The following is an 18355-nucleotide window of genomic DNA, read 5'->3' on the forward strand; positions in this document are numbered from 1 at the left end:
CGCGGCGGCCCCCGCGCATTGCCGGGAATCCACAGATTCCCGATGCATGCGGCATCGGTTCCGCCTAGGATGCGCCAGCCATGACGGGCCCGGAAAGAAGGGCCGCAGGCCGAGGCACGAAGCCGGGGCGCACCGCGACCCCGCAGGACGACTGGGCAGGGCGACTGGGACGAGGGGTCTGAGACCGGGAATGGACGGCAATATCGAGGCGCCGATCGTGGCGGCGCATGCCCATGGCCAATCGCATGCGCAGGACCATGCGCATGGGCATGGTCAGCACGGGCATGGGCCGCTGGGGCATGGGCAGGAATGCGCCGGCGCGCCGATCTCGCGCATCGTGGCCGAGGTGGCGGCCCGCTTCCCGGGCGAGCGCATCAGCCTCGGCGACATGGCGGAGGCCTTCGGTGACCGCGCCTTCGGCCTGCTGATCCTGCTGCTCCTGCTGCCCTCGCTGCTGCCAGGCATGGCCTCGGTCTTCGGCCTGCCGGTGCTGATCCTCGGCGTGCAGATGGGGCTCGGCCGGCGGGTGCCCAAGCTGCCGCGCTTCATCGCCCGCCAGAGCATCAAGCGCGACGACCTGCTCCGCCTCGCCGGCGCCTCCTCGAGCTGGCTGCGCAAGGTGGAGCGCTTCGTCCGGCCGCGGCCGGGCTTCTTCACCTCGCCGGTCGGCGACCGGCTCTTCGGCTGGCTCACCGCCTATGTGGCGCTGATGCTCATCCTGCCCGGCCCCGGCACCAACGGCCCGCCGGCCTTCGGCAACATCGTCATGGCGCTCGGCCTGGTGGAGCATGACAGCCGCGTCACCGGCTGGGGCGCGGCGCTGACCATTGCCGGCTGCGCCATCGCCACCTTCGTCCTCGTCATGGTCTGCTGGCTCGGCCTCAAGGCCTTTGCCTGGATATTCTAGCGTTCCCCACGACGTCGCCGCGCGCCGTCGCGGGGGCCCCGTGAGACCTCCCCACGACGTCGCTGCGCGCCGTCGCGGGGGGCCCGTGATTGGCCGCATGCCTGGGATCCATCACAGCCTACCGAGGCAAAGCCTCGGCAGGGCAACGGGAAGCGACGGGTTCGAGGGGCGGCTTGATGATCGAGGCGGTCTGGTTGGCCGCCGTGTCTGAGGTGCCACAGGGTGTGGCGGATCGGTCGTCCGGGCCTGCCCGTGCTCCTCGCCCTCTGCTACATCGCCGCCATGCGCCGGTGGCCCGCAAGGGCTGAAACGGGAACGCGTACAGCCGGGCCCCGCCCGGCGAAGCCGCGGCTGCCCCCGCAACTGTAGGCGGTGAGGCCCTGCCAAAGGCCATTGCATCCGTCCGGATGCGAGAAGGCGGCAGGGGCATGGGACCCATATGGCCCCCACCGCGAGCCAGGAGACCGGCCGGCGCAAAGTTGTCTCGCGCGTGCCGGGCGGGGTGCACCGGCGCGGCGGCGCACGGGCGCCCGGCCAAGCCGGGCACTTGCCGTCTGCGAGAACGACGCATGTCGTCCCGGCCGGGCGACCGGTCGGGGCTGGTTCGTCCCTCGCCGCGGAGACACACCGTGCGACGCCTCACCCTCGCCCTCACGGGCGGCCTGTCCTTGCTCATCCCTGCGGGCCAGGCCCGGGCGCAAGCCCAGCCGCCCGCCGTCACCCTCCTGCCCGAGACCGTCGTCACCGCGACGCCCCTCGCCACGCCGCAGGAACGCGTGCCGGCCGCCACCACCGTCATCACCCGCCGGGAGATCGAGGAGCGCGGCTACCAGACGCTCGCCGAGGCGCTGACCGCCGTGCCCGGGCTGCGCATCGCGCCGCAGGGCGGCGCCGGGCAGATCGCCAGCGGCTTCCTCCGCGGCACCGGCAGCGCCAACGTGCTGGTGCTGATCGACGGCGTGCCGTCCAACGACGTCTCCGCCCCGGCCGGCGGCTTCGATTTCGGCCAGGACCTGCTCTTCGACGTCGAGCGGATCGAGGTGGTGCGCGGGCCGCTCTCCTCCCTCTACGGCTCCTCGGCCATCGGCGGCGTCATCAACCTCGTCACCCGCCGCGCCCCGCCCGACCGTGCCTTCGCCCGCTATGGCGAGCTGGCCGGGGGCACGCAGAACACGCTGCACGGCGGCCTCGGCGCCACCGGGACGGTCGGCGCCTTCGACTACCTCCTCTCCGGCTATTCGCAATCGACCCGCGGCTTCAACGCCCTGGCGCCGCGCTTCGAGAGCAACATCCCCGAGCGCGACGGCTTCCGCGGCGCGACCACCACGACGCGGCTCGGCTGGACCCCGGCCGAGGGCACGCGGATCGAGGGACAGCTCCGCTGGCGGCAGAACACCTTCGGCCTCGACAACGTGCCGCAGGACGACCCGAACTACACCGGCGAGGACCGCCGCTGGTCCGGCCAGCTCCGCGGCGAGACCCGGCTGCTGGACGGCGCCTGGACCACCGGCCTGCGCGTCTTCTCGACCGAGCAGCGCCGGACCTACACCAACCTGCCCGACCAGTACGACGCGTTCACCCAGGAGGCCTCGCGCTTCCGCGGCACCCGCAGCGGGCTCGACTGGGGCAATACGCTGCGCCTGCCTGGCTTCGGCCCGCTCAGCGACGGCGCGCTCGGCTTCGGCCTGACGCATGCGCTGGAGGAGGCGCGCACCACCCAGAGCTTCCCCTCCGCCTTCGGCGACTTCACCAGCAGCCTCAGGGCGCAGCAGCACACCACCTCCGGCTGGGGCTCGCTGCAATACCGGCTGCTCGACCGGCTCGACCTCTCGGCCGGGCTGCGGCACGACTCCGTCACCGGCGTCACCGGCGAGACCACCTGGAAGCTCGGCGCCGTGCTGGCCCTGCCGGAGGTGAACACCCGGCTGCGCCTCGCCCTCGGAACCGCCTTCCGCGCCCCCTCGCTCTTCGAGCGCTTCGGCATCGGCAATTTCGACGGCTTCGTGGTCTCGACCGGCAATCCCGACCTGAAGCCGGAGCGCAGCTTCGGCTGGGAGATCGGCAGCGACACCGACATCCCGGGCTTCGGCCGCAACAATTTCGCCACGGCGAGCTGGACCTTCTTCCAGAGCCGGGTGCGCGACCAGATCGTCAGCGTCAGCACCGCCGCCGGGCTCAGCACCTATGCCAATGTCAACCGCGCCGATATCCACGGCGCCGAGCTTGGCCTGACGCTGCGCCCGGCGCGCTGGCTGGAAGCGACGGCCGCCTGGACCATCACCGAGGCCTTCGACGCCGCGACCGACCGGCGCCTGCCGCGGCGGCCGGAGCATGTGGTGAGCCTCACCGCCCGCCTCGTGCCGCTGCCGAAGCTCGTCATCGCGCCGACGCTGCTCTTCACCGGCCGCAGCCCGGAGGGGGCCTTCGCTTCCTACGCCAATGACGGCACCGCCTACGCCTATCCCCGCAGCAACCCGGCGGGGACGGTGGTGAACCTCACCGCCACCTGGCAGGCGATGGACCGCGTGGCGCTGTTCCTCGAGGCGCGCAACCTCGGCAACAGCCGTTGGGAGCCGGTGAACGGCTTCATGACGCCGGGCCGCAGCGTGCTGGTCGGCACGCGCTTCGCGCTATAGGAGTTCCCCGCGACGTCGCAGGTCGCCAGGCCGGCGCGTCACGCGGCCGCGCCGCCGGACGGCAGCCGGCGCGGCCGCAGGAAGAGGCGCGTGACCATCGGATGCGTCGCCTCGACCTCGCGGATCAGGGTGGCCGCGGCGCGCTCCACCTCCTCCCCCGGCAGGTCGTCGCGGAAATCGAGGGTGACGGCGAAGAGCACGTCGCGCGGGCCGAGATGCATGCTGAGCAGTTCCTCCACCGCCGCGACGCGCGGATCGGCCAGCAGCATGCGCCGCACCGCCTCGACCAGGCGCGGCGCCGCGGCCTCGCCGGTCAGCAGGCTGCGGGTCTCGTTCGCCAGGAAGCCGGCGGCGAGCACCAGCAGCAGGCCGATGCCGATGGAGGCGACGCCGTCCAGCACCGGCAGGTCCAGCCATTCCGCGAGGCCGAGGCCGACCAGGGCGAGCAGCAGCCCGGCCAGCGCCGCCGCATCCTCGAGCAGCACGGCGAAGACGCCCGGATCCTTGCTGCGGCGGATCGCCGCCCAGAAGGGCTCGCCGGCATGGCTGCGGCGGAATTCCCGCAGGGCGACGCGGAAGGAGAGTCCCTCGAACAGCATCGCGGCGCCAAGCACGAGGAAGTTCACCCAGGCGCTGCCGACCGGATGCGGCGCGCGGATCTTCTGCCAGCCCTCGTAGATCGCCACCGCGCCGCCGAAGGCGAAGATCATCAGCGCCACCACGAAGGACCAGAAATACAGCTCCATGCCATGGCCGAAGGGATGCCGCGGCGTCGGCGGCCGGGCGGCGCGGCGCAGGCCGAGCAGCAGCAGCCCCTGGTTGCCGGTGTCGACGGTCGAATGGATCGCCTCGCTCAGCATGGCGGAGGAGCCGGTGTAGAGCGCGGCGGCGAGCTTGGTCACGGCGATCGCCAGGTTGCCCGCCAACGCCGCGTAGATCACCCGGCGCGACCCGCCATGCCCGCCCTGCTGCGCCGCCATGCTCCGCTCCTCGCCCACCGCCGGCGAGAACGAGGCAGGCGCCGGATGGCTCCGGGCGGCGCGGCGGCAGGGGACGGCATGGCCGAAGCGCGCCTGTGCCGTTGGACCATGATCCGTTCACTCCGGTGCACGGACCATGGTCTGCGTCACTGTTGGATCGCGTGATTCGCGCTTTCCGGTGTTTCCACCTCGAGCGATCACGCTCTAGACCAGGGCCGTGACCCTGCGTGAACGGACCCTGGCCGGGGCGGCATGACCACCGCCCTCGCCTATGCCCTCGCCGCCCTCGCCGAGATCGCCGGCTGCTTCGCCGCCTGGGCGGTGCTGCGGCAGGGCGCGCATGCCGCCTGGCTGCTGCCGGGCGCGCTCAGCCTCGGCCTCTTCGCCTGGGCGCTCACCTGGGTCGAGGCGGATGCCGCCGGCCGCGCCTTCGCCGCCTATGGCGGGGTCTACATCATCGCCTCGCTCGCCTGGCTCTGGGCGGTGGAGGGCCAGGCGCCGCGGCCGACCGACCTCGCCGGCGCGGCGCTCTGCCTCGCCGGGGCCGGCATCATCCTGGCGGGCGCCGGCCGCGGCTGAGGATCACCTCCCCGCCCCGCCGCCCGGCACCCAGAGCACGTCGCCCGCCCCGTCGCCGTTCAGGTGCCGCGACAGCACGAAGAGATGGTCGGAGAGGCGGTTGAGGTAGCGCACCACCTCGGGGTTCAGCGCCTCCGCCGCGGCCAGCGTCACCGCCCGCCGCTCGGCCCGCCGCGCCAGGGTCCGCGCCAGATGCGCCGCCGCCGCGGCCGGGCTGCCGCTGGGCAGCACGAAGCTCCGCAGCGGCGGCAGCCTTGCGTTCAGCGCCGCGATCTCCTGCTCCAGCCTGAGGCACTGCGCGGCCGTCACCCGCAGCCTCTCGCCGCCCTCCCTCTCTCCATCACCGGGCATGCAGAGATCGGCGCCGAGATCGAAGAGGTCGTTCTGGATACGCGCCAGCATCGCATCCGCCTCCGCCAGGCCCGCGGTCTGCAGGCGCAGCAGGCCGAGCGCCGCATTCGCCTCGTCCACCGCGCCGATCGCCTCGATCCGCGGCGCATCCTTCGGCAGCCGCGTGCCGTCGCCGAGTGAGGTCTCGCCCCGGTCCCCGCCGCGGGTGGTGATGACATCGAGCCGGACCATCGCATGCTCCCTGAAGCGCTGTCGGCGCGAGTGTGCCGGATCAGCCGCCGAGGCGGAAATGCACGGTGTTGCCGACCGTGCTCGGCACCGCGATGCCGTCCCGCCGCGCCGGCTGGAAGCGCCAGCCGAGGGCGGCGCGGCGGGCCGATTCGTCGAGCTCGGGATGGCCCGAGCTCTGCGCCACCTCGACGCTCACCACCTCGCCGGTCGAATCGACATGCAGGATGAGGCGGACCGCCCCCTGATGCCCGAGTTGGCGGCTGAGGGCCGGATAGTCCGGCTCGGCATTGCGGACACCCGGCAGCACCCCCGGCGGCACCAGCGGGCCGAGGGCGCGGCTGCCGCCCGGCGGCGCGGCCGCCGGTGCCTCCGGGCCGGGCGGCGAGGGTCGGGGTTCGGCGGGCGGCGCGGCCGGCGGCGGGGCGGCGGCCCCGGGGGGTGCGGGCGGCGGGACGGGCGACGCGGCGTCCTCGCCCGGCGGGGGTGGCGGCGGCGCAGGTGACGCCGCATCGGCACCGGACGGGGATGGCGGCGGCGCGGGCGGCGGCGGGGCCGAGGGCGCCGCGCCGGGCGGCGGGGCGGCCGGGGGCGGCGCGGGCGCGGCCGCCTGCGCCTCGACCGGCGTCTCCTCCCAGACGAAGGCGAGGCCGGTCTGCGGTTGCGGCTCGGCCGGCGCCTCCCGCCGCAGCAGCAGGACGACCGCGCCGAGCGCCGCGGCATGCAGCAGCAGCGACAGGCCGGCGGCGAGCTGCAGGATGCGGGGACCCCGGAGAGACGCCGCGCCCGCGATCCGCCCGCCCGTCGCCAGCGGCGCCGCCGGGCCGGCCGCGGCGGTCACAGCACCAGCACGCCGTGATGCTTGGCCTTGCCCTCCGGCTCGACATGGATGGTGATGGTGGCGCCCTCGATCTCCGCCTTCAGCGCCGCCTCGATCCGGTCGCAGATCACATGCGCCTCGTCGACGCTCATGCTGCCCGGCACCACCAGGTGGAACTCGATGAAGGTGAGCCGTCCGGCATGGCGGGTGCGCAGGTCATGCGCCTCGATCGCGCCATCCGCACTGGCCGAGACGGCGCGGCGGATGCGGGCGAGCAGGTCCGGTTCCACCGCCTCGTCCATCAGCCCGCCGACCGAGTCCCGCACCAGCTTGCTGCCCGACCACAGGATGTTCAGCGCCGTCGCCGCGGCGAGCAGCGGGTCGAGCCAAAGCCGCCCGGTCGCCGCCACCGCGGCGACGCCGGCCAGCACGCCGAGCGAGGTGACGACATCGGCCATCAGGTGCCGCGCATCGGCCAGCAGCGCCGGCGAGCGGGCCGCCCGGCCCTCCCGTTGCAGCAGCGTCGCCCAGCCGAAATTGCAGGCCGTGGCAGCGGCCGAGATGAGCAGGCCGAGCGCCGGCTGGTCCGGCGCGTGCGGCGCCTGGAAGGCGCCCCAGGCCTCCCGCAGGATGGCCAGCGCCGCGACGATGATCAGCGCCCCCTCCAGCACCGCCGAGAAGTATTCCGCCTTGGCATGGCCATAGGGGTGGTTGGCGTCTGGCGGGATGGCCGAATACCGCACGGCGACGAGCGCCGCCGCGGCGGCGGCGACGTTGACCACGCTCTCCAGCGCATCGGCGAGCAGCGCCACGCTGCCGGTCAGCCACCAGGCAAGGAGCTTGAGGCCGAGCACCAGGCAGGCCATGGCGAGGCTGCCGATGGCAAGGCGGAGGACGCGCGTCATCGCAGTCCGGCGGTGGTCGGTTTAGCCAAGGGCACGGGGCTCCAGGATGGAGAGGGTTCATGCCCCGAGGCACGGCGGCGCGGCAACCCTGGAACTGCGCGCGGGAGCCCTGCGGCGGCACGAGGCCGGCACAACCTATAGGATAATACCCCAGGGAGATTTATCCATAAGAATCATATCAGTGGCGGATTGATGTCAATTTTGAGCCATTGCCGCAAATTCGAAACGTTCTCTTGCGGACTTCTTAACCAGGCCGACGCAGATTGGCGGTGGGTTGTGAACCCCATCCCCTGCCCTCCCGGCGCATCACAAAAAGCCGCGGGCCGCTGACCGATCGCCGCGAAGGACCCGAGGTCGCATGTTGAATGCGCTCGCCATCGACTTGAAACCATCGGCCACGCCGAAAACCTGGCTGACCGCTGCCGCCAAGACCACCGTCAACGGCACGGCCGGCGCCGAGGCCTTCTCCGCCCCGAACGGCCAGGCGACGCTGGCCGGCGGCGCCGGGGACGACACCTACACGGTCTGGCACGACACCGTCCGCATCCTCGAGACCGCCGGCGGCGGCATCGACACGCTGCAATCCTATGCCAACGCCATCCTGCTGCCGGACTTCGTCGAGAACCTGCAGCTGATGTGGAGCAACACCGCCGGCCGCGGCAATGCGCTCGACAACATCATCGCCGGCGGCACCGGCAGCCAGACCATCGACGGCGGCGCGGGCAACGACATCCTCACCGGCGGCGCCGATGCCGATGCCTTCATCATCGCCCGGGGCAGCGGCACCGACCTGATCACCGACTTCCAGGCCGGCATCGACAAGATCCTGCTGCAGGGCTACGCCCTCTACGACTTCGCCAGCGTGCAGGCAGGGCTGCGCCAGTCGGGCGCCGACACCATCCTCAGCCTCGGCGGCGGCGAGAGCCTGCTGCTGCGCAACACCCTCGCCAGCAGCCTCACCGCCGGTGACTTCCGCCTGCCGGTCAACCCCTCGCATCCCGGCATGCGGCTCACCTTCGCCGATGAGTTCAACAGCCTCAGCGCCTCGGCAAGTGGGGGCGGCACCACCTGGAAGACCAGCCTCAAGATCTTCGACCAGCTGCGCACGCTGACGACCAACCACGAGGCGCAGTACTATTCCGACAGTTCGGTGGGCGTGAACCCCTTCTCGCTGAGCAACGGCATCCTCGACATCACCGCCGCGCCCGGCGGCAACCCGCTGAATCTCGCCTATACCTCCGGCCTGCTGAGCAGCGCGCATTCCTTCGCGCAGCAATACGGCTATTTCGAAGTGCGGGCGCAGCTTCCGGCCGGCCAGGGCTTCTGGCCCGCCTTCTGGCTGCTGCCGGCCGATGGTGGCTGGCCGCCCGAGATCGACATCTTCGAGGTGCTGGGCAACGACCCGACCACTGCCTATTTCAGCCTGCACAGCACCGTCGCCGGCGGCGGCACCAACAAGGTGAGCCTGCTGCCCGATCTCTCGGGCGGCTTCCACACCTATGGCCTCGACTGGGCGGCGGACACCATCCGCTGGTATGTCGACGGCAACCTCGTCGCCCAGGCGGCGACGCCGGCCGACATGCACAGGCCGATGTACATGCTGCTCAACCTCGCGGTCGGCGATACCGGGAGCTGGCCTGGGAAATACGATGCCAGCCTGCCGACGGGCCATATGCTGGTGGACTACGTGCATGTCTGGCAGACCGGCATCGCCGCGCCGGCGGCGAAGGCCCCGGCCGTCAGCATCGTCACCGGCCCGGACAGCGCGGCAGCCTTGGGCGGCAGCTACACGCTGCGGCCGGATGGCAGCGACCTCTACGACTTCAGCAAGGCCCGGGCGGGCGTGACGCTCGATGCCGCGACCATGTCCACCAAGGCGACGCATACCGTCACGGGCAGCAGCTTCGCCGATGAGGTGCATGCCGGGGCCGGACCGCTGAACGCCACGCTCGGCGCCGGGGACGACGTCTTCTTTTTCGGCAAGGGCCTGTCGCGCGTCGGCGGCGGGGCCGGCAACGACACCTTCGTCCTGACCAAGGGGTCGATCGTCGCCAATGACCACATCATCGACTTCCATCGCGCGCTGCCGACCGGCGGCGAGCACGACATGCTGCGGTTCGAGGGGTTCTCCGCCGCGGCGCATCTCGACTACAAGAGCAGCTCGGGCGCGCTGCAATACTATGTCGTCGTCGATGGCGCGACGACCTCGCCGGTGATCGCGGTCCAGCTCGCCGGCAGCACCGGCACGCTCACCGCGCAGGACTACGTCTTCGTGGCAGCCTGAGCGATGGCGCGGCGGCGGCGAGCAGCCCCGCCGCCGCCGGCCTCAGCCCCGATATCAACGGCGTGAATGATCCATTCATGCCGAGCGCCCGAATGGACGCCGTTGATGTATCACCATCAACGGCCCTCGGTATGAGAACGCTGCGACGCGCTGCGGGCGGCGCTCGCCAGCTCGATCACCTCGGCGGTGATGCTGTCCTGGCGGATTTGCCGTTCCTCGGCGCCGAGCTCCGCCAGCATCCGGTCGATATTGCTGCGGGCCGAGGCCATGGCCGCGACGCGCGCCTCGTTCTCCGCCGCGAAGGCGATGGCGACCGCCTCCTGTAACAGGGCATGCACGTATTCCTCGGCGATGCCCTCGACGAGCACCGCGGGGGGAAGGTTGACCAGTGGCGGCTGCGCCGGGCGCCGGCCGGCGAAGCGGCGGTAGTCCAGCGGCAGCAGGGCGCGGGTCTCGACGCGCAACCCGCGCTCCGGACTCCAATCCGGCAGCATGAGGTCGATGCGCGCGATGCCACGGTCGCGGATGGCGGCGTAGACGGCCTCGCCCAAGCGGCGCGCCAGGCGCGGCAGCCCATCGACATGCGAGGCCATGGGCGCGCTCCAGGCGGCCGCCAGGCCGCGCTCGGCCGCACGGGACGTGCCGCGCGTGCCGATCAGGAACAGCAGGCTGCCTCCCGGCCGCGTGGCGAGCGCATCGAGGACCCTCTCGGTGAAGGCGCCGGCGAAGCCCTGCTCGCCGCAGAAGGCGATGAGCCCCGCCGCGCCGCCGCGCGCCGGCGGCGCCGGGTCGCCCGGCGGCATCAGCGACAGGCCCTGCGCCATGGCGTCCAGTGCCACCTGCGCATAGGTCCGGATCGCCGGCAGCAGATTGCGGCTCTGCTGGGCGCGGGCGGCCGCCATGCCGCGCATGGCGCCGACCACCATGCCGAGCTGCCGCACGGTGTCGAGGCGCGTGGAGACCTCCGCCAGCCGCTCCGTCAAGCCGCGGCCCCGGCCTGCTGCCCGGCGAGCCGACGCAGCACCGCCAGCAGCGCCTCGCGGCTGGCGGCATCGAGCTGCCGCGTACGGGCGATGACCTCCGCCTGTGCCGGTGCCTCCGCATCGATCCAGGCGGGCAAGGCCTTGCGGAAGGCGGCGATGCGCTCCGGTGGCAGGCTGTCCAGCACGCCCTCCCGCAGGGCCAGGGCGAGCGCCACCTCGTCGACCATCCGCAGCGCGGCGAAGCGCGGCTGGCTCAGCAATTGCCGCATCCGCTCGCCGCGCGCGAGTTGCGCCTTCACCCGCTGGTCGGTGACGCCGCCGAAGCGGGTGAAGCTCTCCAGCTCGAGGAACTGCGTGTAGTCCAGCCGCAGCGTGCCGGTGACCTGGCGCAGCGCGGCGGCCTGGGTCTTGCCGCCGACGCGGCTGACGCTGGTGCCGACATCAACGGCCGGCTTCTGGCCGGCATTGAACAGGCCGGCATCGAGCACGATCTGGCCGTCGGTGATGGAGATCAGGTTGGTCGGGACATAGGCGCTGAGATTGCCGGCCTCGGTCTCGGCGATGGGCAGGGCGGTGAGGGAGCCGCCGCCGAGTTCCGCGGAGAGCTTCCCCGCCCGTTCGAGCAGCCGGGAATGCAGGTAGAAGATATCGCCGGGAAACGCCTCGCGCCCGGGCGACTGGCCGGTGAGCAGACCGATCTCGCGATGGGTCGCCGCATGCTTCGTCAGGTCGTCGACCACGATGAGGGCATGCTGGCCGCGGTCGCGGAAATACTCCGCCATGGTGAAGCCGACGAAGGGCGCGATCCATTGCAGGCCCGGCGCGTCGGCGGCGCCGGCGATCACGAAGATGCAGCGCTCCGGCGCGCCGTGCCGGCGAACAGCGTCGATCACCCGCGCGACCGTCGCCGATTTCTGCCCGATGGCGACATAGACGCAGATCATGTCGCTGGCACGCTGGGCGATGATCGTATCGATGCCGATCGCGGTCTTGCCGGTGGTGCGGTCGCCGACGATCAGCTCGCGCTGGCCGCGGCCGAGGGCGAAGAGCGCGTCCACGACCAGCAGGCCGGTCTGCACCGGCTCGGTCACCAGCTCCCGCTCGATGATGCTCGGCGCCGGCCGCTCGATGGGCATCCGCTCCACGTCCGCGAGGGCCTCGCCGCCGTCGAGCGGGCGGCCGAGCGGGTCCACCACCCGGCCGAGCAGCGAGGCCCCGACCGGCACGCGCACGACCTCGCCGGTGCCGCGCACGACATCGCCCGCCTCGATGCCGGTGTCGTCGTCGAGCAGGACGCAGCCGATCCGGTCGGCCTCGAGGACCTGCGCGAAGCCGAGCTGGCCCTTGTCGAAGCGCAGCAGCTCGGAGAGCCGGGCATGCGGCAGGCCGGAGACGAGGGCGATGCCATCGCCGACCCGCTCGACCCGGCCGATCTCCTCGCGCTCCGGCGTCAGGTCGGCGGCCTCGACCCGGCGGCGAGCCTCCTCAAGCCAGCTGCTGGACATCATGGACCTGCGGGGTCAGGGGAAGGGCGCGCGCCAGCCGCTCCAGATCGGCGCGCCAGTTCCGGCGCAGCAGGGTATGCGGCCCGCGCAGCTCCACGCCCGCGATCAGGGCGGGCTCGTGCTGGAAGGCGAGGCGCGGGCCGGCGCCGAGCAGCTGCGCCAGGCGGTCCCGCCACTCCGCCTGCAGCTCGGAGGGCAGCGGCGTCGCCGTGGCGATGGTGATGGCACCGGCCGTGGCCAGGTCGTTCCGCGCCGCGTCCGACAACCGCTCCATCTCCGCCGCCAAGCCTTCGAGAAAGGCCGCCGTGACCTGCCGCGGCGGCAGGAGGTCGAGCAGGCGACGGGCCATGGCCAATGCGAGCTCGGCAGCCTGGGCCTCGAGCGTCCGGCGCTGCGCCTCGCGCTCGCGGCCGAGCACCTCGCGCGCCTCGGCGACGATGCGGCCCGCCTCCGCGCGCGCCTGGTCGAGCATGGCACCGCGTTCCGCGCTGGCCTGCGCATGCGCCTCGGCGAGGATCTTCTCGCCTTCCGCGGTGAAGTCGCGCCGCCTCGCCTCGAGCGCCGCCAGCTCCGCTTTGGCGGCCGTGCGAAGGGCTTCGGCCTCCTCCGTGATCCGCGCCGCGGCGGCGCGGCGCGCCTCGATCACCGCCTTGATCGGCTGGAAGAAGAAATGCCGCAGCAGCCAGACGAGTATCAGGACATTGATGGTCTGGAGACCCAGGGTCCACCAGTCGATATGCATGGGCCTAGCCCCGGAAGGGGTTGGCGAAGAGCAGCAGCAGGGCGATGACCAGGCAGTAGATCGCGCAGGTCTCGATCATGGCAAGGCCGACGAAGAGCGTGCGCGAGATGATGTTCGCCGATTCCGGCTGCCGCGCGATGGCGTCCATGGCGGCCGCGATCGACCGGCCCTGGCCGAGCGCCGGCCCGATGGCGCCGATCCCGACCGCGAAGGCCGCGCCGAGGATGCTTGCGACTTCGATCAGGTTCATGCGTCTTTCCTTTCCCGCGCGTTGCCGCCCTCCCCCTCGACGGCGCCGCCGATGAAGACCATGGCCAGGACGCTGAAGATGTAGGCCTGCACGGCGCCGGTCAGGAGCTCCAGCGCCATCAGCGGAACCGGCACCAGGAAGCCCACCAAGGACAGCACGATGCCGATGACGAAGACCCCGCTCATGACGTTGCCGAACAGGCGGACCATCAGGGCGAAGGTCCGGGTGAAATTCTCGATCAGGTTCAAGGGCAGCATGATGATGTTGGGATAGAGGAAGCTGCCGAGATAGCCCCGCCATCCCCGCACGCGCAAACCGTAGAGGATGACGGCGACGAAGACGATCAGGGCGAGCGCGGCATCCGTCTCGATGCTCGCCGTCGGCGGCTCGATCCCGGGGATGAGGGAGGACCAGTTGGCGGTCAACACGAAGAGGAAGAAGGTGCCGATCAGCGCCAGATAGGGGCGCGGCTCGACTCGCATCGTCTCGCGGATCTGCTGCTCGACCGCCTCGACGACCAGCTCCATCGCCGCCTGCGCCCTGCCCGGCCTTAGCGCGAGCCGCCGTGTCAGCAGCCAGCTTCCGCCGGCGAGGACGAGCATGAGGCCCCAGGTGACGAGGACCGGCATGGAGAGGGGCACCGGGCCGAGCTGCCAAACGGGATGCGTTTCCAGGGGCGAGGTCATCGCGGCTGCTTCCCGAGCGGTGGCCCAAGGGGCGGCCCAAGGGACGGAGGGGGCGGGCGCACGAGCAGCAGCCGGGCGAGCAGGAAGCCCGCCGAGGTCGCCAGCAGCGGCCAGGCGCCTTGCAAGGCGGCCGCCACCAGGGCGCAAGCGGTCACCGCCATGCGCAGACCCTGAAGCGCCAGGCCCGGTCCGGTCCGGCCATGGGCATAGAGATCGGCATTGCGCTCCAGGCCGCGGAAATGCAGCAGCCCGAGCAGCAGGCCTGGCAGCAGCCAGAGGGCCTGACAGGCGAGGCTCATTGCTTCTGCATCCAGCGCCAGCCGGACCAGCAGCCGAGCCCGACGCCCAGCATCAGCAGGGGCGCGCTCCAGAAGATGCCGGTGCCGAAGCTGCGGTCGATCCAGCGGCCGATGAAAAGCCCGATCAGCGCCGGCACGACGATCATCCAGCCGAGCGTGCCGATCTGCGCCAGGTAGCGCGCGGTGCTGGGCGGCCCTTCCCGCCGCGCCCGCCGCTCGCGCGCCGCGCGCAACTGCACCGAGCGGAGCAGCGGATCCTCCCCTGCCTCATCAGGTCCGGTCACGAGGACAGGCCGAGGCTGTCATGGCCGGCATGCAGGATGCGCACCACCTGCCGCACCACCCGAAGCTGCATCTGCGCCTCCGCGACCCGCTGCGTGCGTTCGGCGTCAACGGCGGCGAGGAATTCCGCGAGCACCGTGCGCTCCAGCGCCTCGGCGCTGTCGCCGAGCCGGCCCTCGCGCGTGGCGATGGCGATCTCCCGCCCGCCGCGCACCGTCATGATACCGCCGCGCACGGCGCAGAAGCGCTGCCGGCCGTCGGCATGGCGCCAGGACAGGACGGAGACCGCCAGGACCGTCAGCAGGTCGGCATGGCCCGGCAGGATGCCGAAGCTGCCGCTCGCATCCTCGGCGCGCAATGAGACGATGTCGTCGTGATCGACGATCACCCGCAGGGTGTCGGTCAGAAGCAGCTTCACGCCGCGCCTGCCGACTGCCGGGCCCTCTCCTTCTCCCGCGCCTCGTCGAGAGTGCCGATCATGTAGAGCGAGCTTTCCGCCCACTCATCCGTCTCGCCATCTAGGATGGCGCGGCAGCCCGCCAGGGTCTCCACGAGCGGCACGGAGCGGCCGGGCGTGCCGGTGAAGGCTTCCGTCACGCCGAAGGGTTGCGTGAGAAAACGCTGCAATCGCCGCGCGCGATTGACGGTCTGGCGGTCGGCGCTGCCCAGCTCATCGACGCCGAGCAGGGCGATGACATCCTGCAATTCGCGGTAGCGCGCCAAGACCTGGCGGGCGCGGCCGGCCAGCGCCTCATGCTCCTGCCCGACCACCTCGGCGTCGAGCAGGACCGAGGCGGAGGCGAGAGGATCGATCGCCGGATACATGCCCTCCGCGGCCATCGCGCGCGACAGCGAGATCATGCTGTCGACATGGGTGGAAATGGCGGTCACTGCCGGATCGGTGAAATCATCGGCCGGGACATAGACGGCCTGGATCGCGGTGATCGCCGCGCCCTCGACCGAGGCGATGCGCTCCTGCAACGTGGCGACCTCGGTTGCCAGCGTCGGCTGGTAGCCGACGCGGGAGGGGGGCCGCCCGAGCAGGCCGGAGACCTCGCTGCCCGCCTGCACGAAGCGGAAGACATTGTCCATCAGCAGCAGGACGTTGCGCTTCTCCGCGTCGCGGAAATACTCGGCGACGGTGAGCGCCGTCAGCCCGACGCGCCAGCGCGCGCCCGGCGGCTCGTTCATCTGCCCGTAGACCAGCACGGTCCGGTCGATCACGCCCGAGCCGCGCATGTCGTTGAGCAGCTCATGCCCCTCGCGCGAGCGCTCGCCGATGCCGGCGAAGACGGAGATGCCGCGATAGCGCTCGGCCATCGCGCGGATCAGCTCCATCACCAGCACCGTCTTGCCGACGCCGGCGCCGCCGAACATGGCCGCCTTGCCACCCTGGCCGAGCGGCACCAGCAGGTCGATGATCTTGATGCCGGTCTCGAAGACGCTGACGGCCGCGCTCTGCCGCGCCAGGGGCGGCGGCGGGCGATGGATGGGCCAGCGCAGCGTATTCGCCGGCAGGGCCTCGCCCTTGTCCCGCGTGCGGCCCGCGACGTCGAGCAGGCGGCCGAGGACCGGCTCGCCCACCGGCACCATCAGCGGCCCGCCCAGCCTCTCGACCGGCATGCCGCGCTGCAGGCCCTCTGTCGCGTTCAGCGCAATGGCGCGGACCTCCGCCGGCCCGAGATGCGACTGGACCTCGAGCAGGATGTCCTCGGCGCCGGGACGCGCGATCCGCAACGCATCGTCGATGGCGGGCAGCGCCCCGGCGGCAAAACGAATATCGAGTACCGCGCCACGGACCGCGAGCACCTGTCCGGCCGCGCTTCCTGCGTGCTTGGTGGACCCGTCCTGCTCCGCGTGTTGGCTGAGCATGGCGCTCATCATTCACCCGTGACTCGAGCAGTTGCACATCGGGCGAGCGTATCGCCTTCGCCGCGTCAGCGTCGAGGCGAAATGCCGTATCGTTGCGGATGCGCGGCGAAGCGCGGCATCATAAAGATGAAGGGCGCCTGGATGCGTCGCTTCCCAGGCGCCCGATCAATGGGTCGGGTCCGCGCGGTCAGAACCGGATGGTGAGGGCAGGCACGTAGCTGATCAGCGCCAGCAGGCCGATCGCCACCCAGAAGAATGGCCACAGCGCCCGGGTCGTCTCCGCCATCGAACTCCCGGCGATGGTCGAGGAGATGAACAGCGTCGTGCCGACCGGCGGAGTGTAGAGCCCGATGCCGAGATTGATCACCATGATCAGGCCGAGCTGCAGCGTATCCAGCCCGATCGTCTGCGCCAACGGCACGAAGATCGGCGCCAGCAGCAGGATCGCCGGGGCCAGGTCCAGCGGTCCGCCGATCGCCAGCATGATCAGGTTCATCGCCAGGATCACCAGCCAGGGCGCATGCAGCGTCGTCGAGACCCAGTCGGCGAAGCGCTGCGGCACCTCGTCATAGGTCAGGATCCAGCTCGCCGCCGCGCTGCCCATGATGACCATCATGACGATGCCGGTGGCGATGCCGGCATCGATCATCGCCTTGCGGAAGCGCGCCCAGGACATGTCGCGGTACAGCGCCAGGCTGGCAACCAGCGCGTAGAGCACCGCCATGACGGCGATCTCGGTCGGGGTGGCGAAGCCGAAGCGCAGCGCGACCAGGATCAGCACCGGCAGGATCAGCGCAGGCAGGGCATAGAGGCCGAGCCGCAACAGCCGGCCGAGATCGAGCGGCGGCGCCTCGGATGCGACGTTCAGCCGCCGCGCCTGCCACCAGCAGACGGCGACGAAGCCGCCGGCCATCATGATCCCCGGCAGCACGCCGGCCATGAACAGGTCGCCGATCGAGACGCCGCTGACGACGGCATAGAGGATCATCGGGATGGAGGGCGGGATCAGGATATCGATCACCGCCGAGGTCGCGTTGTTGGCGGCGCAGAGGCCGGCCGGATAGCCCTGGCGCTTCTGCCAGGGGATCAGCACCGAGCCGAGGGCGCTGGCATTGGCGACCGCGCTGCCCGAGACGCCGCCGAACACGACCGAGCCGACGACGGTCGTGGACAGCGCGCCGCCCTTCAGCCGCTGCATGATCTCGCCCGAGAAGCGCAGCAGCTCCTCGCCGAGCTTGCCTTCCATGATCAGCGTGCCAGCGAGGATGAAGAAGGGCAGCGCCAGCATGGGGAAGGATTGCGTCTGCTGGAACATCTGCTGCGCCACCAGCATCAGTGGCATGTTGCCGTCCCAGAGCAGCGCCGCGCCCGATGCGATGACCAGGGCATGCGCCACCGGGACCACCGCCACCATGAGCACGGTGAAGGAGAGGATGAGGGCGAGGCTCATGTCGGTTGCTCCTCCGGCACGGGTTGCGGCAGGGCCTCTGGCCCCAGGACAGCGATGCGCAGCAGGATCGTCAGCGTGCCGAGCGCCAGCAGGGCGCAGCCCGCGGCGATCGCCCAGTAGCCATAGGATCCGGGCAGGCCGAGGGCGGGGCTGCGCTCGATGGCGACGATCTCCGCCACCTCCAGCGCCTCGCGGCACAGCGCCAGATAGGCCAGGATGACCAGCGCATGGCCCGCCAGCAGCAACACGCGCTTGCCACCGCGGCCGAGCTTGCCCAGCAGCCACTCGACGGCGATATGGCCGCCGCGCTGCACCGCCAGCGCAACGCCGGCCATAATGAACCAGGGGAAGATCTGCTGCGGAACCTCCTCGGCCCAGTCGAAGCCGCCCGTCGCCAGCACGTAGCGGGCGATGACATTGGCGGTCAGCACCGTCATCAGCGCCGTGCCCGCCAGCAGCAGCACGCCCTGGCAGAGCAGGGCGATGGCGCGGTCGACCGCCTCGGTCGCCGCGATCAGGCCACCCTTCGGCGCGACGCCGCCGGATGCCATGGCCGAGTCGGCGGCGGCGGCCTCGGCTTCCTCGGGTCTTGCCAT

General features: G+C 71.6%; 19 protein-coding genes and 1 riboswitch. Of the genes, 4 read left to right on the top strand and 15 right to left on the bottom strand.

The features are described 5' to 3' along the window. The first annotated feature begins 190 nt into the window (after window positions 1-190). Both HJG45_RS01700 and HJG45_RS01705 read left to right on the top strand, forming a co-directional pair. On the top strand, window positions 191-907 hold the full coding sequence (locus tag HJG45_RS01700; RefSeq protein WP_217362789.1) for an exopolysaccharide biosynthesis protein: 717 nt from the start codon (window positions 191-193) through the stop codon (window positions 905-907). A gap of 271 nt (window positions 908-1178) precedes the next feature. Continuing rightward, a riboswitch (cobalamin riboswitch) is annotated at window positions 1179-1395 on the top strand. Between the two features lie 141 nt (window positions 1396-1536). After that, window positions 1537-3543: a TonB-dependent receptor domain-containing protein gene (locus HJG45_RS01705; RefSeq protein WP_171610333.1), complete on the top strand. Its 2007-nt coding sequence runs from the start codon at window positions 1537-1539 to the stop codon at window positions 3541-3543. A gap of 38 nt (window positions 3544-3581) precedes the next feature. On the opposite strand, the gene HJG45_RS01710 is transcribed toward HJG45_RS01705, so the two are convergent. After that, entirely contained in the window at window positions 3582-4523 is a 942-nt protein-coding gene (locus HJG45_RS01710) for a cation diffusion facilitator family transporter (RefSeq protein WP_171610334.1), read from the bottom strand. Between the two features lie 252 nt (window positions 4524-4775). On the opposite strand from HJG45_RS01710, the gene HJG45_RS01715 reads away from it, so the two are divergent. Further along, a complete protein-coding gene (locus tag HJG45_RS01715; protein ID WP_171610335.1) occupies window positions 4776-5102 on the top strand; it encodes a YnfA family protein in 327 nt (108 codons plus the stop codon). Between the two features lie 3 nt (window positions 5103-5105). Here HJG45_RS01715 and HJG45_RS01720 read toward each other — a convergent pair whose 3' ends face one another. Genes HJG45_RS01720 through HJG45_RS01730 form a run of 3 tightly spaced genes read right to left on the bottom strand, consistent with a single transcriptional unit; the run spans window position 5106 to window position 7406 of the window. Further along, window positions 5106-5684, bottom strand: a complete 579-nt coding sequence (locus tag HJG45_RS01720; protein WP_171610336.1) for a cob(I)yrinic acid a,c-diamide adenosyltransferase — start codon at window positions 5682-5684, stop codon at window positions 5106-5108. 40 nt (window positions 5685-5724) lie between these two features. Further along, a complete protein-coding gene (locus HJG45_RS29330) occupies window positions 5725-6522 on the bottom strand; it encodes an energy transducer TonB (RefSeq protein WP_171610337.1) in 798 nt (265 codons plus the stop codon). Next, window positions 6519-7406 (bottom strand): cation diffusion facilitator family transporter, encoded by an 888-nt coding sequence (locus HJG45_RS01730; protein ID WP_171610338.1) that lies wholly within the window; start codon window positions 7404-7406, stop codon window positions 6519-6521. The genes HJG45_RS29330 and HJG45_RS01730 overlap by 4 nt, the downstream gene beginning before the upstream one ends. A 358-nt stretch (window positions 7407-7764) precedes the next feature. On the opposite strand from HJG45_RS01730, the gene HJG45_RS01735 reads away from it, so the two are divergent. Continuing rightward, window positions 7765-9690, top strand: a complete 1926-nt coding sequence (locus HJG45_RS01735) for a family 16 glycosylhydrolase (RefSeq protein WP_171610339.1) — start codon at window positions 7765-7767, stop codon at window positions 9688-9690. A 116-nt stretch (window positions 9691-9806) separates the two neighbouring features. Here the strand turns inward: HJG45_RS01735 and HJG45_RS01740 are convergent, their stop codons facing one another. From HJG45_RS01740 to HJG45_RS01790, 11 genes are all read right to left on the bottom strand, one after another. Next, the gene (locus HJG45_RS01740) at window positions 9807-10673 is read right to left on the bottom strand and encodes a F0F1 ATP synthase subunit gamma (RefSeq protein WP_171610340.1); all 867 of its coding nucleotides are present in this window, start codon (window positions 10671-10673) and stop codon (window positions 9807-9809) included. Then, window positions 10670-12178: a F0F1 ATP synthase subunit alpha gene (locus HJG45_RS01745; RefSeq protein WP_254452221.1), complete on the bottom strand. Its 1509-nt coding sequence runs from the start codon at window positions 12176-12178 to the stop codon at window positions 10670-10672. The genes HJG45_RS01740 and HJG45_RS01745 overlap by 4 nt, the downstream gene beginning before the upstream one ends. Continuing rightward, on the bottom strand, window positions 12159-12920 hold the full coding sequence (locus HJG45_RS01750; RefSeq protein WP_171610342.1) for a F0F1 ATP synthase subunit delta: 762 nt from the start codon (window positions 12918-12920) through the stop codon (window positions 12159-12161). Before HJG45_RS01750 ends, HJG45_RS01745 begins: the two co-directional genes overlap by 20 nt. Before the next feature lie 4 nt (window positions 12921-12924). Further along, the gene (locus HJG45_RS01755; protein WP_171610343.1) at window positions 12925-13170 is read right to left on the bottom strand and encodes a F0F1 ATP synthase subunit C; all 246 of its coding nucleotides are present in this window, start codon (window positions 13168-13170) and stop codon (window positions 12925-12927) included. Then, window positions 13167-13856: a F0F1 ATP synthase subunit A gene (locus HJG45_RS01760; protein WP_171610344.1), complete on the bottom strand. Its 690-nt coding sequence runs from the start codon at window positions 13854-13856 to the stop codon at window positions 13167-13169. The genes HJG45_RS01755 and HJG45_RS01760 overlap by 4 nt, the downstream gene beginning before the upstream one ends. Continuing rightward, a complete protein-coding gene (locus tag HJG45_RS01765) occupies window positions 13853-14155 on the bottom strand; it encodes an ATP synthase subunit I (protein WP_171610345.1) in 303 nt (100 codons plus the stop codon). The genes HJG45_RS01760 and HJG45_RS01765 overlap by 4 nt, the downstream gene beginning before the upstream one ends. Beyond that, window positions 14152-14439 carry an AtpZ/AtpI family protein gene (locus tag HJG45_RS01770; RefSeq protein ID WP_171610346.1) on the bottom strand — a complete coding sequence of 96 codons (288 nt, stop codon included), beginning with the start codon at window positions 14437-14439 and terminating at the stop codon, window positions 14152-14154. The genes HJG45_RS01765 and HJG45_RS01770 overlap by 4 nt, the downstream gene beginning before the upstream one ends. Beyond that, window positions 14436-14855, bottom strand: a complete 420-nt coding sequence (locus HJG45_RS01775; RefSeq protein ID WP_171610347.1) for a F0F1 ATP synthase subunit epsilon — start codon at window positions 14853-14855, stop codon at window positions 14436-14438. The genes HJG45_RS01770 and HJG45_RS01775 overlap by 4 nt, the downstream gene beginning before the upstream one ends. Further along, window positions 14852-16309 carry a F0F1 ATP synthase subunit beta gene (atpD, locus tag HJG45_RS01780; protein ID WP_217362790.1) on the bottom strand — a complete coding sequence of 486 codons (1458 nt, stop codon included), beginning with the start codon at window positions 16307-16309 and terminating at the stop codon, window positions 14852-14854. Before atpD ends, HJG45_RS01775 begins: the two co-directional genes overlap by 4 nt. A gap of 187 nt (window positions 16310-16496) precedes the next feature. Beyond that, the gene (locus HJG45_RS01785) at window positions 16497-17759 is read right to left on the bottom strand and encodes a TRAP transporter large permease (RefSeq protein ID WP_171610349.1); all 1263 of its coding nucleotides are present in this window, start codon (window positions 17757-17759) and stop codon (window positions 16497-16499) included. Beyond that, on the bottom strand, window positions 17756-18355 hold the full coding sequence (locus tag HJG45_RS01790) for a TRAP transporter small permease (protein ID WP_171610350.1): 600 nt from the start codon (window positions 18353-18355) through the stop codon (window positions 17756-17758). The genes HJG45_RS01785 and HJG45_RS01790 overlap by 4 nt, the downstream gene beginning before the upstream one ends.

Source organism: Roseicella sp. DB1501 (assembly GCF_013112485.1).
GTDB lineage: Bacteria > Pseudomonadota > Alphaproteobacteria > Acetobacterales > Acetobacteraceae > Paracraurococcus.

Bases quoted from the DNA above. Each gene is read 5' to 3' on its own strand.
- HJG45_RS01700 (WP_217362789.1), top strand. From the start codon at position 191: ATGGACGGCAATATCGAGGCGCCGATCGTGGCGGCGCATGCCCATGGC.
- HJG45_RS01710 (WP_171610334.1), bottom strand. From the start codon at position 4,523: ATGGCGGCGCAGCAGGGCGGGCATGGCGGGTCGCGCCGGGTGATCTAC.
- HJG45_RS01715 (WP_171610335.1), top strand. From the start codon at position 4,776: ATGACCACCGCCCTCGCCTATGCCCTCGCCGCCCTCGCCGAGATCGCC.
- HJG45_RS01720 (WP_171610336.1), bottom strand. From the start codon at position 5,684: ATGGTCCGGCTCGATGTCATCACCACCCGCGGCGGGGACCGGGGCGAG.
- HJG45_RS01730 (WP_171610338.1), bottom strand. From the start codon at position 7,406: ATGACGCGCGTCCTCCGCCTTGCCATCGGCAGCCTCGCCATGGCCTGC.
- HJG45_RS01735 (WP_171610339.1), top strand. From the start codon at position 7,765: ATGTTGAATGCGCTCGCCATCGACTTGAAACCATCGGCCACGCCGAAA.
- HJG45_RS01745 (WP_254452221.1), bottom strand. From the start codon at position 12,178: ATGTCCAGCAGCTGGCTTGAGGAGGCTCGCCGCCGGGTCGAGGCCGCC.
- HJG45_RS01750 (WP_171610342.1), bottom strand. From the start codon at position 12,920: ATGCATATCGACTGGTGGACCCTGGGTCTCCAGACCATCAATGTCCTG.
- HJG45_RS01755 (WP_171610343.1), bottom strand. From the start codon at position 13,170: ATGAACCTGATCGAAGTCGCAAGCATCCTCGGCGCGGCCTTCGCGGTC.
- HJG45_RS01760 (WP_171610344.1), bottom strand. From the start codon at position 13,856: ATGACCTCGCCCCTGGAAACGCATCCCGTTTGGCAGCTCGGCCCGGTG.
- HJG45_RS01765 (WP_171610345.1), bottom strand. From the start codon at position 14,155: ATGAGCCTCGCCTGTCAGGCCCTCTGGCTGCTGCCAGGCCTGCTGCTC.
- atpD (WP_217362790.1), bottom strand. From the start codon at position 16,309: ATGCTCAGCCAACACGCGGAGCAGGACGGGTCCACCAAGCACGCAGGA.
- HJG45_RS01785 (WP_171610349.1), bottom strand. From the start codon at position 17,759: ATGAGCCTCGCCCTCATCCTCTCCTTCACCGTGCTCATGGTGGCGGTG.
- HJG45_RS01790 (WP_171610350.1), bottom strand. From the start codon at position 18,355: ATGGCAAGACCCGAGGAAGCCGAGGCCGCCGCCGCCGACTCGGCCATG.